Genomic DNA, 14,802 nt, shown 5'->3' with positions numbered 1-14,802 from the left:
CCCCCCCCCCCGCGCCCGGGGGTCCGGGATCGGAATACGGGACCCAGGTCCGCCGTTCATCCCGATGAATATGCAAACGCATCTAAACTGAGGGGCACCATGGAGTTCGGAATCTTTTCGGTCACGGACGTCACGGCCGAACCCACCACCGGTAAGACCCCGACCGACACCGAGCGGGTGCGGGCGGTGGTGACCATCGCGCAGCACGCGGACCAGGCCGGCCTGGACGTGTTCGCCACCGGTGAGCACCACAACCCGCCGTTCTTCGGCTCCTCCCCGACGACGTTGCTCGGCTACCTCGCCGGGACGACGAAGAACATCAAGCTCTCCACGGCCACCACGCTGATCACCACCAACGACCCGGTGAAGATCGCCGAGGACTACGCCATGCTCCAGGTCATCTCCGGGGGCCGCATGGACCTGATGATGGGGCGCGGCAACACCGGCCCCGTCTACCCGTGGTTCGGCAAGGACATCCGCCAGGGCATCAACCTCGCCATCGAGAACTACGCGCTGCTGCGCAAGCTCTGGGAGGAGGAGGTCGTGAACTGGCAGGGCACGTTCCGCACCCCGCTGCAGGGCTTCACCTCCATCCCGCGCCCGCTCGACGGCGTCGCCCCCTTCGTGTGGCACGGCTCCATCCGCAGCCCCGAGATCGCCGAGCAGGCCGCCTACTACGGCGACGGCTTCTTCCACAACAACATCTTCTGGCCGATCAGCCACACCAAGAAGATGGTCGCCTACTACCGTCGGCGTTTCGAGCACTACGGCCACGGGCGCGCGGACCAGGCCATCGTCGGCCTCGGCGGGCAGTTCTTCATGCGCAGGAACTCCCAGGACGCCAAGCGGGAGTTCCGCACCTACTTCGACAACGCCCCGGTCTACGGCCACGGCCCGACGATGGAGGAGTTCACCACCGACACCCCGCTGACCGTCGGCAGCCCGCAGGAGGTCATCGACCGCTACGCGTCCATGCGCGAGGAGGTGGGCGACTACCAGCGTCAGCTCTTCCTCGTCGACCACGCCGGCCTGCCGCTGAAGACCGTCCTGGAGCAGATCGACCTGCTCGCCGAGGAGGTCGTCCCGGTGCTGCGCAAGGAGTTCGAGGACAAGCGCCCCGCGGGTGTGCCGTCCAGCGCCCCCAGCCACGCGGAGCGCGTCGCGAAGGCTCGCGCCGAGGGCAAGCGCCCCGAGCGCATCGTCGCCGCGGCCGACCACTGGACCGGCAAGACGGCCGAGGACGACACCGAGGCCGCGGACGCCGTCGCCAAGGGTGCCGCGTTCGGGCGCTGAGCCCGGACCACGCCGAAGAAGAGGAGCAGACATGAGCGAGCGCACCGTCGTCGCGGTCTCGGCCGGGCTGGGGCAGCCGTCGGCGACCCGGATGCTCGCGGACCGGCTCTCGGGGGCCGCCGCCACCGAGCTCGAGGCTCGCGGGCACACCGTCACCGTGGGGACCATCGAGCTCCGGGACGTCGCCCACGAGATCGTCAACGCGATGCTCACGGGCTTCCCCACCGGGGAGCTGAGCACGGTGATCGAGAAGGTCACCGGGGCCGACGGGCTGGTGCTCGTCACACCGCTGTTCACCACCACGTACTCGGGGTTGTTCAAGTCCTTCGTCGACATCCTCGACCAGGAGGCGCTCGCCGGGATGCCGGTGCTGCTCGGTGCGACCGGCGGGACGCCGCGCCACAGCCTGGCGTTGGAGTACTCGATGCGGCCGCTGCTGACCTACCTGCGGGCCGACGTCGCGACCACCTCGGTATTCGCCGCGACGGACGACTGGGCCGGCGAGGAGGACACGGTCAACCCGTTGCCCGTCCGGATCCGCCGCGCCGGGCGCGAGCTCGCCGCGATGGTGGCCGGCCGCGAGAACACCGGACCGGCGGACCCGTACACCGACGTCCCCACGTTCGACCAGATGTTTCGAGCCCGCTGAGCTGACCGGCGGGCGGTCGACCCCTCTCCGGTTGCCGGTCGTTGCGATGCCCACCCCGTCCGGCTTGCCGCTACCCACCCCGTCCCGGGGTGGGTAGCGGCGTCCTCGTCCGAGCCGACGATGCGGACCACTGGTTCGGAGCCGACGATGCGGACCACCGGTTCCGAGCCGACGACGCGGGCCACCGGTTCGGAGCCGACGATGCGGACCACTGGTTCGGAGCCGATCCGTGGCGGGGTCAGCCGATCTCCAGCGCCGTCGCCCGCCACCGGCCGCGGTGGACCCGCAGCCGCACCGCCGCCGCCCGGACCCGTGTGCCGTCGTGCACGACGACGGCGGCCTCCACGACGCCCGGGACGATCTCGCAGACGAGCACGCGGCGCACGACCGTCGGCTGCGCGCGGCGAGGCCGACCCAGCACCCGCACCGCGAGCCCGGCCCGCCGCGCGAGGGCGTCGTAGAGCCCCGCGGTCATGACCCGGGAGAGCTGGGTGGGCGGACGGACGCCCTGCAGCGTCTCGATCGCCGCCCGGGCGAGCGCCCCGGCCCACTGGGCGGGATCGGCCGCCGGGAGGTCGCTCGTCGGTGTCACGGCCTCGTCGTCGTGCTCGCCCGCGAAGCGGACACGGTCCCAGTGCGCGGGTGCGGCCGGGGCTTGGCGCACCGCGGCTGCGGCGGCGGCCGGCCCGTGCGACCCCCGGGCGTCGATCGTGGAGAAAATGGTGGGAGTGGTGCGGGCGGGGAGCCCGCGGGCCGCCGCACGGTCGAGCGTGGTCGTGTTCATGACTTCTCCTCGATCGGGGCCCGCAGGTGCTGGCCGGGGTGGATCAGGTCCGGGTCCGCGCCCAGCAGGTCCCGGTTGGTCTCGTACCAACGCGGCCAGGCGGCCGCGATGGCGGTGGCGTCGGCGTCCGCGGGCAGCCGGGCCGCGGCGATCGACCACAGGGAGTCCCCCGCGCGCACGGTGTGGCCGGGGCTCGCCCCGGTCGTCGCGGCGAGCGGTGCCGGCGCGGCGCCGGGGGGTGCCGGCTGCGAGAGCGTCGGCGCCCAGCCCAGGTCGGCCGGCAACGGCGCGCCTTCGGGCGCGACCACCGCGCCGGAGGAGGTGACCGTGAGCGCGACGCCGAGCCCGGTGACCGCCGTCGTGGCGAGCGCTCGACGCAGCACCGGTGCACCCCACCGGCGCAGGACGGGCTCCACCCCGAGTCGTTCCCGGCCCGTGGCGGGCAGGGCCCGGACGGCCAGGCCGGCCACCGCCGTGCCCGCGTACCAGAGCGCGACGGCTGCGCCGACCACGAGCAGGGCGAAGGCCAGCACGGCCGGGAGGTTGCCGGCGTGCAGCCCCCCTGCCGACTGGTGCACCTGCAGCAGCCGGCCCGCCTGGCCGATCGCCCGGAACGTGAGCCGGGCGGATGCCCACCCGCTCCCCAGGAGCACAAGGACGAGCGTCCCGGTGGTCACCCGCCGACCGGGGCCGCTGACGTCCGTCCTGGCCATCGTTTCCTCCTCGACCGCATCGAACCATGCCGTTCGATGATGATTGATGATGTCAGGTCTACTACGACATCGTTCGGCTGTACATGGGTACCGAGGGGTGTTGTGGAGAAGTGGGGTGGTGGGGACGAGAGCTTCCCGGCGAAAGCTGTCCGCGACGGTGGGTCGATGTCCTACCGTGCGTACATGCGTTGGGAGGCCCTGTTCGGGGACCTGCAGAGCCAGTTCGAGGCCGAGGTCCGGCTGGCCGACGACGACGTCGTCGCCGACCTTGCCGAGGCGGAGATCGGCACGGTTCACCTCGCCGACCGGCTCCGCGCCCGGATCGGGGCCGAGGTGACGGTGCGGCTGCGCACCGGGACCGACGTGCGCGGCGTCCTGATCGACGCCGCCGCGCAGTGGTTCCTTCTGGGGACGGGTGAGCAGCGCACCCTGGTGCCGCTCGAGGCCGTCGTGCTCGCCTGGCCGCTCGGTGCCGTGGCGCCGGAGGCGGGCGCGGTGGAGCGGCGGTTGCGGATCACGCACGCCCTGCGCGCCCTCGCCCGCGAGGGGGTCCGGGTCCGCGCGCTGACCGCGGTCGGCACCTACACCGGCTGGTTCACCCGCGTCGGGGCGGACCACGTGGACCTGCGCACGGAGCCGGCCGGCCCCGCCGCGGGTGAGAAGACCGTCACGCTCGCCCTGGCCGGCCTCGCGGCGGTGACCACGACATGAGGTCAGACCTGCGCGGCACCTCGGTCACCAAGGTGCTGCTCGGCGTCGATACGGGCCCGGGTGCGCTCGTACTGCTGCTGGATGTACTCCTCCAGCGCGGCCGTCTCCACGCGCCACTGGTTGCGGCCGCCGACCTGGATGGCGCGCAGCTCGCCGGAGCGCACGAGCACCCGCACCTGCGCCACCGAGACCGCGAGCTCTTCCGCCACGTCGGCCAGGGTGAGGAATCGCTGCGCCATGACGCCATCCTGCCACCCCAGAGACGCTCGGTCCGGCATCGACAGGCACCTGTGGACAACCACGGACGTGCTCGGGCACGAACCGGCACCATAGGACACCTCGGATCGACATGGAGGCCCAGCATGGAGTCCACCACGTGCTCAGGTCCACGGTGAGCAGCGAACCGCCGCAGCTGCGCCGCCTGCGCCGTCCGACCTGGCGAGACCCACGCCTCGGCGTCGGGATCCTGCTCGTCGCGGGTTCCGTCGCCCTGGGGGCGTGGGCGGTCGACGACGCCGCGGGCACCACCGCGGTCTACGCCGCCCGGGCGGACCTCACGCCCGGGGACCCGGTCGACGTCGACGCCCTGGTCGTCCGTGAGGTCCGGCTGGGGGCGCCCGAGGAGCGCTACCTCCTCGTCGCGGACGGGGTGCCGGAGGGCGCCGTCGCCGCACGGACGGTCGGGGCGGGAGAGCTGGTCCCGCGCGGCGCCCTCGGTGTCTCCGACGAGGTCGACGTGCGCCCGGTGGTGGTCCCGCTCGGGCTCACCGTGCCGACCGACCTCGGCCCCGGCACGGTGGTCGACCTCTGGCTCACCCCGCCCGCCGTCCGGGCCGGCGCCGCCGAGGAGCCGGTGCCGCCGGAGCTGCTCGCGGCCGACCTCGTGGTGGCGGAGGTGCTCGAGGACAGCTCGATCTTCGCCGGCGGCACCGGCGTCTCGGTCGAGCTGCTCGTGCCTCGCCTCGCCCTGCCCGACGTCCTCGCCGCCCTCTCCAGCGAGGGGGATCTCGTGGTCGTCCCCACCTTCGGCACGGGGACGCTGCCCGCCCGGCCCTCGCCCGACGCCGTCGACGCCCCCTCGGCCGGGCCGGACGCCGACGGCGGGCCGCGGTGAGCGCGGGCATCCTCGTCGCGCTCACCGGCCCCACCGAGGGGGCACTGGTCAAGGCGGTGGACTCGGGCGGCAGCGGGGTGCAGGTGGTGCGCCGCTGCGCGGACGTGCCCGAGGTGCTCGCCGCGGCCGCCGCCGGTCTGGGATCGGTGGCCGTCCTCGCTGCCGACCTGCCCGGGGTGGACCGCACGACTGTGGGCCGGCTGCGCAGCGTCGGGGTGCGGACCCTGCTGGTCGCCCGGGCGCGGGACGTGGAGCGGTGTGCGGCGCTCGGCGCGGACGCCGTCCAGCCCGACGATGCGCCCCTCGGGGTGCTCGCCGCCGCGGTCGTCGCGCTCGCGCACGACGGCGCCCCCGCGGGCCGGCCACCGCGGCCCGGGGTCCCGAAGGCCACGAACGGGCCGGGCGCCGGGGTCGAGGGAGCACCGGGCGGCACGGCGTCGCGCGGCGGTGCGTCGACCAGCCATGCTCCCGGCGGCAGCGCGGGCAGCGCGGGCAGCTCGGGCAGCTCGGGCAGTTCGGGCGGCTCGGGCGGCCCCGGCAGCTCGGGCGGCGGCCCGGGGGCCGGCACGTCGGCCACCGCACCGGCCGATGCGGCCGAGGACCAGGCCCAGGACGCCGCGCCGCCCACCGAACGCGGCCGCCTCGTGGTCGTCTGGGGTCCGCCGGGTGCGCCCGGGCGGACGACCGTGGCCGTCACCCTCGCGGCGGAGCTCGCCGCCCTCGCCGGCGGCGCACTGCTGCTCGACGCCGATACCGAAGCACCCTCGATCGCCCAGGTCCTCGGCCTGCTGGACGACTCGTCCGCGCTCGCCGTCGCGGCCCGCCAGGCGACCCACGGCCGCCTCGACGCGGCGGCCCTGACGCAGCTCGCCCCGGTCCTGGCCGGCGGGCTGCGCGTGCTCACCGGCCTGACCCGGGCCGATCGGTGGCGCGAGCTTCCCGCCACCGCGCTCGAGGTGATCTGGGACGTCGCCCGTGAGGTCAGCCCGTGGACGGTCGTCGACGTCGGAGCCGGGCTCGGGGTGGAGGCCGGGTTCGACCCGGCCTGGGCCCCACAACGGCACCAGGCAACGGCGGCGGCGCTCGCGGCGGCTGACGTCGTCGTGGTGGTCGGGGCCGGCGAACCGGTGGGGCTGCGTCGGCTCGTGCTGGCCCTCGGGGAGCTCTCGGACCGGGCGTTGCCGGGGTCCCAGGCCGAGCGGGTCGTCCTGGTCAACCGGATCCGGGCGAGTGCCGCCGGCCCGCGGCCCGCCCAGTCGGTCACCGAGGCCCTCGCCCGCTTCGCGGGTGTCACCGACCCGTTGCTCGTCCCCGACGACCGGCCGGCCACGGACCGCGCCGTGCTGCAGGGCCGGACGCTGACCGAGGTGGCGGCGTCGTCACCGGCCCGTCTCGTCCTGCACGAGCTGGCCCGCCGCCTGACGGGTGCCGGGCCTGCCCGGCGCATCCGACGGCGAGCCGGTGGGCAGGTCGCGGCGCGCCTCACCGTCGCCGCGCACGCCCGCTGAGCCGTCGGCGGGGGAGACTGTGACCATGCGCGTGTACCTGCCTGCCACGGCCGCCGATCTCCACGAGTCCCCGATCACCGCGCGGTGGGCGCACGCGGTGACCACCGCCCTGCGCGGGGAGCTGCCCGACGAGGACGAGGAGGGCCTGGAGATCACCGCGTCGCTCGCCGCCGCGGACGACTCGGTGCGGCTCGTCGCCACCACCGGCGGGGTGCCCCGCCGCGTGGTCGTGGCCGCCGACGTCCCGGACGGATCCGTCCGTGCCCCGGAGGTCCTCGCCGAGGACCAGCTGCCCACCGCGGTCGAGCTCGTCGGCCCGGTCGGGTGGGACGTCGTCGTCGCCATCCTCGTCGACGAGGCCCGGGCCGCCGCCGACGTCGCCGCCGCGGCTGCGGGCGACGATGTCGCATTCGAGCGTGCCGCCGAGCGGGACCTGCTCTGGTACGACGTCATCGAGCGGGACGCCCTGGCCGGGGAGCTGCGCCCGGAGTGACCACCCACGGCGGCCCACCGCGTCCGGGCACCCCGGCCCGACCGCCCGGGCCGCTGCCCCGCCCGACCGCCCGACCGCCCGGGCCGCTGCCCCGCCCGACCGCCCGACCGCCCGGGCCGCTCCGTCGGATCAGGCGCGCACCGTGAGCGTGGACGCCCCGGAGGGCAGGCGCCGCACCTCGATCCGCTCCGCGATGCGGTCCTTGAGCTCGGCGACGTGCGAGACGATCCCGACGGCGCGGCCACCCTCGCGGAGCCGCCCGAGCTCACCCATGACGGCGTCGAGCGTGTCGGGGTCGAGCGACCCGAAGCCCTCGTCCACGAACAGCGTGCCGAGCTCGATGCCGCCCGCCTCGGAACGGACCACGTCGGCCAGCCCGAGGGCCAGGCACAACGAGACGTAGAACGTCTCCCCGCCGGACAGCGTGCGTGGGTCGCGCGGGGTCTCGGTGAGCTGGTCGAGCACCTGGAGGCCGAGCCCGGCCCGGCGGGAGCGCTGCCCGCCCTCCTTCTCGTCGATGCGCTCGAGCGCGTAGCGGCCGTCGGACATCGTCCTGAGGCGGTCGTTCGCGGCGGCCACGACGTCCTCGAACCGGCGCACGAGCACATACGTGGCCAGCGTCGTCGCGCTCTCGTTGCCCTGACCGGCGTTCGCCAGCGCGGCGGTGCGCAGCACGGGTGCCGCCCGCTCGGCCCGGGCGGCGTGGGCGGCGAGTCCGGCGAGGAGGTCCGTGCGTGCCGAGCCGGCCTGCGCCGCCCGCATCCTCGCCTCGCTCGCCCGGCGGGTCGCGTCGGTCAGCGCGGTCGCCACCGCCGCGTGCGCGGTCTCGGCACCGGCGACGTCCGAGACCTCCTCGCCGGTCAGGGCGGCGACCGCGGGCTCGGCGAGCCCGGCCCGGACGCGTCCCACCGCGGTCCGGTGGTCGAGGAGGCGGCGCTCGAGGTCGGTCATCTCGGTGGCGGGCAGTGCCGCGCCACGGGCCTCCTCGGCGTCACCCAGGCCGGCGGCTGCCAGATCGGTCCGGAGGCGTTCGGTGGCCAGGTCGTGCGTCTCGGTGGCCGCCGCCTGGGCCCGGCGGGCGTCGAGCAGGGCGCGTACGGCGCGGGCGTGCTGGGTGAGGGCGCCGGCGCGGGCGGCCACCGAGGGGGCGTCACCGGCGGCCTTGGCGCAGCGGGCGCGGTCCGCGTCCAGGTGCCGGCGGACCTCGGCAAGGTGACCGCGGCGCTCGGCGAGGCCGGCGGTGAGCTGGGCCTGGGCGGCGGTGGACTCGCGTGTCGCCGCGTCGAAGGCGCTCAGCTCCTGCTCGAGGTCGGTCGCGGCCGCGGCGGCGTCCTCGGCGGCCGCGAGCCGGGCGGCGGCCTGCTCGTGCTCCTGGCGTGCGGTGGTCAGATCCCGTCCGCCGGCCTTCTCGCGCAGGGCGTCGATCTGCGCGCGCACCCGGGTGAACGTGTCGGCGGCCTCCCTGAGGTGGCGCTCGGAATCCTGCCGGGCACGCTCGGCCCGCTCGACGTCCGCCGCGCTCACGTGCGCGTCGGTCCGCTGCGCCGGTGCTGGGTGCTCGGTGGAGCCGCACACGCTGCACGGCCGGCCGGGTTCGAGTTCGCCCGCCAGGGTGCCGGCCATCCCGTCGATCCACCGCAGGCGCATGTCGCGTTCGGCCGCGACCGCAGCCCTGGCCTGCTCCGTCGATGCCGCGACGGCCGCCTCCGCCCGGGCCACCTCCGTGGTGCGCCGCTCGGCGGTGGCTGCGGCGGCCACGGTGGTCTGGGCGGCCTGGGCGGCGGCCCGTGCCGCGCCGACCTCGGCCGCGCCCGACCGGGCCACGGCCAGCCGGGAGCTGAGCTCCTGCCGGGCCGTCGGCCGGGCGGCGAGCTCGGTCCGGGCCTGGTCGAGCGCCGCGGCGTCGCTGTCGATGCTGCGCTCGGTGGCCTCGAGCGCGGTCTGCCGGCTGGGCAGGCCCCTCTCCAGCTCGACGATCTCGTCGAGCGCGCCGGACTCCGCCGTGGCGCGCTCGTGCAGCTCCTCGAGCGCCTCGATGTCACCGCCGTGCGCGGTGGTGGCCAGGACACCGGCGTCGGGGCCGCCGGCGAGCTCGGCCCGGGCCCGCTCCCAGGACGCCGTGGCGGCGGTGAGGGCGTCGCGGGCCTGGGCGTGCGCGCGCACGGTGGTGGCCACGGTGGCGGCCCGGCGGGCGTGGTCCAGCCGGCGTTCGGTCCCGTCGATCTCCGCGGCACGTCCCTCGAGCGCGCGCTGCTCCTCGAGCAGTCCGGCCCGGCGGGTGATCAGGGCGGCGAGGGTGCGGTGGGCGTCGAGGTGCTCCTGGGCCCCACGGACGGCCTCCGCCGCCTCCCGTTCGAGCACGCTCGCCCGGTCCGCCGCGGCAACCAGTCCCGCGTGGACGCGGGCGGTGCCCATCTCCAGTGCCGCCGCGTCCAGCTCCCGCGCGGCGGTGCGCAGCGCGGCGGCGACCTCCAGGCCGGGCGCATCCGCGATGTCCGCACCGGCGGCGTCCTCGACCCCTGCACCGGCGGCGTCCTCGACCCCTGCGCCGGCCGCGTCCTCGGCGGGCGCACCGGCCGATTCCGTGCGGGTCTCGGCTCCCACGGGCGCGTCGGCGCGGGCGTCCTCGGCCCGGGCGTCCTCGTGCTCGCGCAGGCCCGCGGCGCGGACGAACGCGTCGGTGGCCGAGCCGATCTCGGTGGCGGCCGCCTCCAGCTCGGCTCGCGCCGCCTTGGCCATCTCGACGAGCTGACGCTGCACCTTCTCGTAGATCTCGGTACCGAACACGTCCTGCAGCACCACCCGGCGGGCCTCCGGCTTGGCGCGCAGGAACGCGGCGAACTGTCCCTGGGGGAGCACGACCGTCTGGGTGAACTGGGCGCGGTCGAGCACCACGATGCGCCCGAGCTCGATGCTGACCTCCTGCACGTGGGCGGAGACGGGTTCCCCGGCCTCGTCCTCCGGGCCGGACAGCCGCCAGAGCTTGGCGCGAGCGTTCTGCTGGGTGAAGCCACCGCCGCGCCGCTTCGGTCGCTGGAACGTGGGGGAGCGCCACACGCGGTACACGCCGGCCGCGGTGGAGAACGTCAGGTCGACGAATGGCTCGACGTCGGGCTCCGCGTGGTCGGAGTGCAGCCGGTCCTCCGACGTCTCGGCGTCGGCGACCTTGCCGTACAGGGCGAAGACGATGGCGTCGATGATGGTGGACTTGCCCGAGCCCGTGGGCCCCTCGAGCAGGAACAGGCCGCCGGCGGCGAGGGAGTCGACGTCGATCGTGTGGCGGCCGGGGAACGGGCCGATCGCCTGCAGCGTGAGGTGGTGGATGCGCATCAGGCGCTCCTCTCCTGGGCGAGCACGGCCTCGTAGGCGTCCCGGACGACGGCGAGCTCCTCGTCCCGGGCGGGCCGCCCGCCGGTGGCCGCGAGGAACTGGCCGGTGACCTCGAGGGGGTCCGCCGCGGCGGTGACGGCGGTGGGCGCCTCCCGGGTGCGGATCCGGGCCGGGACGTGCTGGACCACCAGGGCGTGCGGGAACCGCCTGGAGACCTGGGCCCACAGCTGCTCGGGCCGGACGTCATCGGTCACCGTGACCCGGACCCAGTCGCCGGTGTGGTCGTCGAAGGCGCGGCCGAGCAGCTCGGTCATGGTCCCGGTCACGTCCGCCAGCGCCCGGGGCACCGGGGTGGGCAGCAGCTCGACGCCGCGCACACCGTCGGCGTCGAGGTCGATCAACGCGGTGGACTTGTGGTGGCGGGCCTCGGAGAAGGAGAACGCCAGCGGCGAGCCGGCATAGCGCATCATCGGGTCGGTGCCCGCCCGGCCCACCCGCTGCGGGCCGTGCAGGTGCCCGAGGGCGAGGTAGTCCAGGGCGGTCGGGGCACCGAACACCCCGGACGGCACGGCGTCCACGCCGCCGACGCGGATGTCCCGTTCGGACTCGCTGGCCGCACCGCCCACGACGAAGGTGTGTGCGAGCAGCAGCGCGGGCACCCGGGTGGATGAGGCTGCCCGGCGCCGCGCGAGATCGGCCTGCACCCGGCGCAGCGCGGCGGCGGTCACGGCCTCGTGCGAGCGGGCCGGGCGGACCGGGGTGCCGTCGTCGCCGGTCTGCGTGAGGGCGTCCCGGCACAGATCCGGGTCCAGATAGGGCAGCGCGTAGACGAGGGCGCCGTCCGCGCCGTCGGCGTCCGGCAGCACCAGCGGGGTGTCGATCCCGGCGACCTGTGAGCGCACGGCGAGGCGGTCGCGGTAGAGCCGTGCCCCGAAGCCGAGGCGTGCGGCGGAGTCGTGGTTGCCGGGGGTGAGCACCACCCGGGTGCGGGACGTCAGGCGGGCGAGCACGTCGGAGAGGAGCTCGACAGACGCCACCGGTGGCACGGCCCGGTCGTAGACGTCACCCGCGACCACGACGGCGTCCACGTCCTGCGCGTCGACGGCCTCGACCAGGTGGTCCAGGAAGGCGGCGTGGTGCTCGTGCAGGTCCACCCCGTGCAACGTGCGGCCCAGGTGCCAGTCCGAGGTGTGCAGGATCCTCATGCCCACGACGCTAACCACGACCACCGACATCGCCCCGCAAGGACACGGTGGGACTCTGCCCCCGGGGTCCGGTCCCGCGTCAATCCGTCTGTGAGCCGAGCTGGTCCAGCACCGCCTGGTGGAGCAGGGAGTTCGTGGCGACGGCGTCGCCGCCCCAGGGGCCGTCCGTGCCGTCCAGGCTGGTGAACCGGCCGCCGGCCTCGGTGACGATCGGCACCAGCGCGGCCATGTCGTACAGCTCGAGCTCGGGCTCGCAGGCGATGTCCACGGCTCCCTCCGCGACGAGCATGTAGGACCAGAAGTCGCCGTAGGCGCGCGTGCGCCACACCTCCTGGGCGAGCCCCAGGAACGAGCGCAGCCCGCCCCGCTGCGCCCATCCGGTCAGGCTCGAGTAGCTCAGGGACGCGTCGGCGAGCTCGGCGACCTGGGACACGTGCAGCCGCCGGGCGGCGGACAACGAGCGGCCCGTCCAGGTGCCCGCGCCGCGTGCCGCCCACCAGCGCCGGTTCAGCGCGGGGGCGGACACGACGCCGACGACCACCTCGCCGTCCTCCACCAGGCCGATCAGGGTGGCCCACACGGGCACGCCGCGGACGAAGTTCTTGGTCCCGTCGATCGGGTCGATCACCCACTGGCGCGGGGAATGGCCGGTGACGCCGAACTCCTCACCCAGCACCGAGTCACGTGGGCGGGCGCGGGCGAGCTGGGCCCGGACGATCTCCTCGGCGCCGCGGTCGGCGTCGGAGACGGGGGTCAGGTCCGGTTTGGTCTCCACGACCAGGTCCAGGGCGCCGAAGCGCGCCATGGTCCGGGCGTCGACCTGGTCGGCGATGACGTGCGCCAGGCGCAGGTCGTCGGTGTACTTGCTGGCGCCGGGCGTGGTCATGTCCGCACGGTAGCGCCCCGACCCGTCCACGACCTCCCGGCCGCGGGCGTGGCGCCGCGGCCAGCGCGCCGCGCGCGTGGCGCGGGCCCCTGCTCCTTCCGGCCTCTACTCCTCGCCCGCGTCGGTCTTGGCCGCGAGGAGCCGACGGAAGGAGACCAGCCGCGCCTCGCCCACCGGGCCGGCCTGCCCGGCGGCCACCCACTCGTCGAGGGCGCAGTCGGGCGCGTCCGCGGCGTGCGTGCACCCGCGCGGGCAGTCCCCGGCCACCGCGGCCAGGTCCGCGAACGCGCGCAGGAGGCTGTCGGCGTCGACGTGGCTCAGCCCGAAGGACCGCACCCCGGGGGTGTCGATCGCCCAGCCGCCACCGGGCAGCTCCAGCGCGACGGCGGAGGAGGAGGTGTGCCGTCCGCGGCCGGTGACGGCGTTGACGCCGCCCGTCGCTCGGTCGGCGGCGGGCACCAGGGCGTTGACGAGCGTCGACTTCCCGACGCCGGAGTGGCCCACCAGCACCGAGACCCGGTCGGTGAGCCGCTCGCGCACCTCCGCCAGCCCGCGGATCTCGTCCCCGACGATGGAGGTGACCAGCGCGGGCACCTCGAGCGCGGCGTACTGGGCCAGGAACGGCGCGGGGTCGGTCAGGTCCGCCTTGGTCAGCAGCAGCACCGGCTGCATCCCGGCGTCGTAGGCGGCCACCAGGCAACGGTCCACCATGCGCGGGCGCGGCTCGGGATCGGCCAGCGCGGTGACGATCAGGAGCTGGTCGGCGTTGGCGACGATGATGCGCTCGTGGCCCACGGACTCCGGGTCGTCGTCGGCGGAGCGGCGTAGCACCGAGGTCCGCTGCTCCACGCGCACGATCCGCCCGAGCGTGTCCTTGCGCCCGGAGACGTCACCGACCACCGCGACCCGGTCCCCGACGACGACGGAGCCGCGGCCCAATTCGCGGGCCTTCATGCCCATCGTCCGGCGACCGTCGTCGGTGAGCAGGTGGTAGCGGCCGCGGTCCACCCCCAGCACGAGGGCGCCCACCGCGTCGGCGTGCTCGGGCCGGTCCTTCGTCCGGGGGCGGTTGCCGCGCGGGTTGGGGCGCACCCGCACCCGGTCGTCGTCGGTGCCGGTGTCGTGGGCCATCAGCTGCCGCCGCCGAGCATCGCCCGCCACATCCCGGGGAAGTCGGGGAGCGTCTTGACGGTGGTCGCGACGTCGACCACCGCCACCCCCGGCACGCGCAGGCCCAGGATCGCCGCGAAGGTCGCCATGCGGTGGTCGGCGTAGGTCGCCACGGCGCCGCCGTGCAGCGGTGCCGGGTTGATCTCGACGCCGTCCGCGGTCTCCCGGGCGTTCCCGCCGAGACGGTTGATCTCGGTGACGATCGCCGAGAGCCGGTCCGTCTCGTGCCCGCGCAGGTGCGCGATGCCACGCAGCCGCGACGGCGTCACCGCCAGCGCCGCCAGGGCGGCGATCGTGGGGGCGAGCTCGCCGACGTCGTGCAGGTCGGCGTCCAGGCCGCGGATCCGGCTGTCGGCGGGGCCGGTGACGCTCAGCACACCGTCGCCGGAGCGGTCGACGGTGCCGCCCATCCGGGCGAGCAGGTCCCGCATCGCGTCCCCGGCCTGGGTGGTCGCGGCGGGCCAGCGAGGTACGCGCACCGTGCCCCTGGCGACCAGCGCGGCGGCGAGGAACGGGCCGGCGTTGGACAGGTCCGGCTCGACGACGACGCGGCCGCCGCGGACCGGGCCGGGGGGCACCCGCCACCGGGCCGGTACCCGGCCGGTGGTCCCGCCCGCGGGGCGGCCGTCGAGGGTGAGCTCCTCGACGTCGACGCCGGCCGCGCGCAGCACGGCGACGGTCATCGCGATGTGCGGCTGCGAGGGCAGCGTGGCGCCGGTGTGCCGCAGGTCGATGCCAGCGTCGTAGGAGGGGGCGGTGAGCAGCAGCGCGGAGACGAACTGGCTGGACCCGGCGGCATCGACGTCGACGCTACCGCCCGGCAGGGAGCCGGCGCCGTGCACGGTCAGGGGCAGCACCGCGGCGCCGCGCGAGTCGGTGGCGGACTCGATCTGCGCGCCGAGGTCCCGCAGACCGCTCACCACCGGGCCCATGGGGCGTTCGCGGG

General features: G+C 75.7%; 14 protein-coding genes. 6 read left to right on the top strand and 8 right to left on the bottom strand.

Going from position 1 to position 14,802, the window contains the following annotated elements; genetic code table 11:
• Positions 1–99: 99 nt before the first annotated feature.
• Positions 100–1,293: an LLM class flavin-dependent oxidoreductase gene (locus ACYC1Z_RS09740; protein WP_461409326.1), complete on the top strand. Its 1,194-nt coding sequence runs from the start codon at positions 100–102 to the stop codon at positions 1,291–1,293.
• Between the two features lie 31 nt (positions 1,294–1,324).
• A complete protein-coding gene (locus ACYC1Z_RS09735) occupies positions 1,325–1,942 on the top strand; it encodes an FMN reductase (RefSeq protein WP_461409325.1) in 618 nt (205 codons plus the stop codon).
• Between the two features lie 238 nt (positions 1,943–2,180).
• Here the strand turns inward: ACYC1Z_RS09735 and ACYC1Z_RS09730 are convergent, their stop codons facing one another.
• Together ACYC1Z_RS09730 and ACYC1Z_RS09725 are read right to left on the bottom strand one after the other, a co-directional pair.
• Positions 2,181–2,726: an Rv3235 family protein gene (locus ACYC1Z_RS09730; protein ID WP_461409324.1), complete on the bottom strand. Its 546-nt coding sequence runs from the start codon at positions 2,724–2,726 to the stop codon at positions 2,181–2,183.
• The gene (locus ACYC1Z_RS09725; RefSeq protein ID WP_461409323.1) at positions 2,723–3,439 is read right to left on the bottom strand and encodes a LysM peptidoglycan-binding domain-containing protein; all 717 of its coding nucleotides are present in this window, start codon (positions 3,437–3,439) and stop codon (positions 2,723–2,725) included. The genes ACYC1Z_RS09730 and ACYC1Z_RS09725 overlap by 4 nt, the downstream gene beginning before the upstream one ends.
• A gap of 165 nt (positions 3,440–3,604) precedes the next feature.
• Between ACYC1Z_RS09725 and ACYC1Z_RS09720 the strand changes: the two genes are divergently transcribed.
• Positions 3,605–4,150 carry a hypothetical protein gene (locus tag ACYC1Z_RS09720; protein ID WP_461409322.1) on the top strand — a complete coding sequence of 182 codons (546 nt, stop codon included), beginning with the start codon at positions 3,605–3,607 and terminating at the stop codon, positions 4,148–4,150.
• Positions 4,151–4,152: 2 nt separating this feature from the next.
• Here ACYC1Z_RS09720 and ACYC1Z_RS09715 read toward each other — a convergent pair whose 3' ends face one another.
• Positions 4,153–4,389: a helix-turn-helix domain-containing protein gene (locus tag ACYC1Z_RS09715; RefSeq protein ID WP_461409321.1), complete on the bottom strand. Its 237-nt coding sequence runs from the start codon at positions 4,387–4,389 to the stop codon at positions 4,153–4,155.
• Positions 4,390–4,541: 152 nt separating this feature from the next.
• Here ACYC1Z_RS09715 and ACYC1Z_RS09710 point away from each other — a divergent pair, with 152 nt between their 5' ends.
• The 3 genes from ACYC1Z_RS09710 to ACYC1Z_RS09700 are packed head-to-tail and all read left to right on the top strand — an operon-like array spanning position 4,542 to position 7,265.
• Positions 4,542–5,264, top strand: a complete 723-nt coding sequence (locus ACYC1Z_RS09710; RefSeq protein ID WP_461409320.1) for a hypothetical protein — start codon at positions 4,542–4,544, stop codon at positions 5,262–5,264.
• Positions 5,261–6,772, top strand: a complete 1,512-nt coding sequence (locus ACYC1Z_RS09705) for a hypothetical protein (protein ID WP_461409319.1) — start codon at positions 5,261–5,263, stop codon at positions 6,770–6,772. Before ACYC1Z_RS09710 ends, ACYC1Z_RS09705 begins: the two co-directional genes overlap by 4 nt.
• Positions 6,773–6,797: 25 nt before the next feature.
• Positions 6,798–7,265 carry a DUF6912 family protein gene (locus tag ACYC1Z_RS09700; protein ID WP_461409318.1) on the top strand — a complete coding sequence of 156 codons (468 nt, stop codon included), beginning with the start codon at positions 6,798–6,800 and terminating at the stop codon, positions 7,263–7,265.
• Between the two features lie 129 nt (positions 7,266–7,394).
• On the opposite strand, the gene ACYC1Z_RS09695 is transcribed toward ACYC1Z_RS09700, so the two are convergent.
• The 5 genes from ACYC1Z_RS09695 to ACYC1Z_RS09675 form a co-directional block, all read right to left on the bottom strand.
• Positions 7,395–10,595 (bottom strand): AAA family ATPase, encoded by a 3,201-nt coding sequence (locus ACYC1Z_RS09695; protein ID WP_461409317.1) that lies wholly within the window; start codon positions 10,593–10,595, stop codon positions 7,395–7,397.
• Positions 10,595–11,800, bottom strand: coding sequence for an exonuclease SbcCD subunit D (locus ACYC1Z_RS09690; RefSeq protein WP_461409316.1), 1,206 nt, complete (start codon positions 11,798–11,800; stop codon positions 10,595–10,597). The genes ACYC1Z_RS09695 and ACYC1Z_RS09690 overlap by 1 nt, the downstream gene beginning before the upstream one ends.
• A gap of 79 nt (positions 11,801–11,879) precedes the next feature.
• Positions 11,880–12,686, bottom strand: coding sequence for a histidinol-phosphatase (gene hisN / locus ACYC1Z_RS09685; protein ID WP_461409315.1), 807 nt, complete (start codon positions 12,684–12,686; stop codon positions 11,880–11,882).
• Positions 12,687–12,791: 105 nt separating this feature from the next.
• Entirely contained in the window at positions 12,792–13,817 is a 1,026-nt protein-coding gene (rsgA, locus tag ACYC1Z_RS09680; RefSeq protein ID WP_461409314.1) for a ribosome small subunit-dependent GTPase A, read from the bottom strand.
• Positions 13,817–14,802, bottom strand: a 986-nt coding sequence (locus tag ACYC1Z_RS09675; RefSeq protein ID WP_461409313.1) for a 3-phosphoshikimate 1-carboxyvinyltransferase, incomplete at its 5' end; no start/stop codon positions are given. The genes ACYC1Z_RS09675 and rsgA, both read right to left, overlap by 1 nt.

This window comes from Georgenia sp. (assembly GCF_054605595.1).
This window is presented reverse-complemented; position numbering and strand designations above follow the sequence as displayed.

Bases quoted from the DNA above. Each gene is read 5' to 3' on its own strand.
- ACYC1Z_RS09740 (WP_461409326.1), top strand. From the start codon at position 100: ATGGAGTTCGGAATCTTTTCGGTCACGGACGTCACGGCCGAACCCACC.
- ACYC1Z_RS09735 (WP_461409325.1), top strand. From the start codon at position 1,325: ATGAGCGAGCGCACCGTCGTCGCGGTCTCGGCCGGGCTGGGGCAGCCG.
- ACYC1Z_RS09730 (WP_461409324.1), bottom strand. From the start codon at position 2,726: ATGAACACGACCACGCTCGACCGTGCGGCGGCCCGCGGGCTCCCCGCC.
- ACYC1Z_RS09725 (WP_461409323.1), bottom strand. From the start codon at position 3,439: ATGGCCAGGACGGACGTCAGCGGCCCCGGTCGGCGGGTGACCACCGGG.
- ACYC1Z_RS09720 (WP_461409322.1), top strand. From the start codon at position 3,605: ATGTCCTACCGTGCGTACATGCGTTGGGAGGCCCTGTTCGGGGACCTG.
- ACYC1Z_RS09715 (WP_461409321.1), bottom strand. From the start codon at position 4,389: ATGGCGCAGCGATTCCTCACCCTGGCCGACGTGGCGGAAGAGCTCGCG.
- ACYC1Z_RS09700 (WP_461409318.1), top strand. From the start codon at position 6,798: ATGCGCGTGTACCTGCCTGCCACGGCCGCCGATCTCCACGAGTCCCCG.
- ACYC1Z_RS09695 (WP_461409317.1), bottom strand. From the start codon at position 10,595: ATGCGCATCCACCACCTCACGCTGCAGGCGATCGGCCCGTTCCCCGGC.
- ACYC1Z_RS09690 (WP_461409316.1), bottom strand. From the start codon at position 11,800: ATGAGGATCCTGCACACCTCGGACTGGCACCTGGGCCGCACGTTGCAC.
- hisN (WP_461409315.1), bottom strand. From the start codon at position 12,686: ATGACCACGCCCGGCGCCAGCAAGTACACCGACGACCTGCGCCTGGCG.
- rsgA (WP_461409314.1), bottom strand. From the start codon at position 13,817: ATGGCCCACGACACCGGCACCGACGACGACCGGGTGCGGGTGCGCCCC.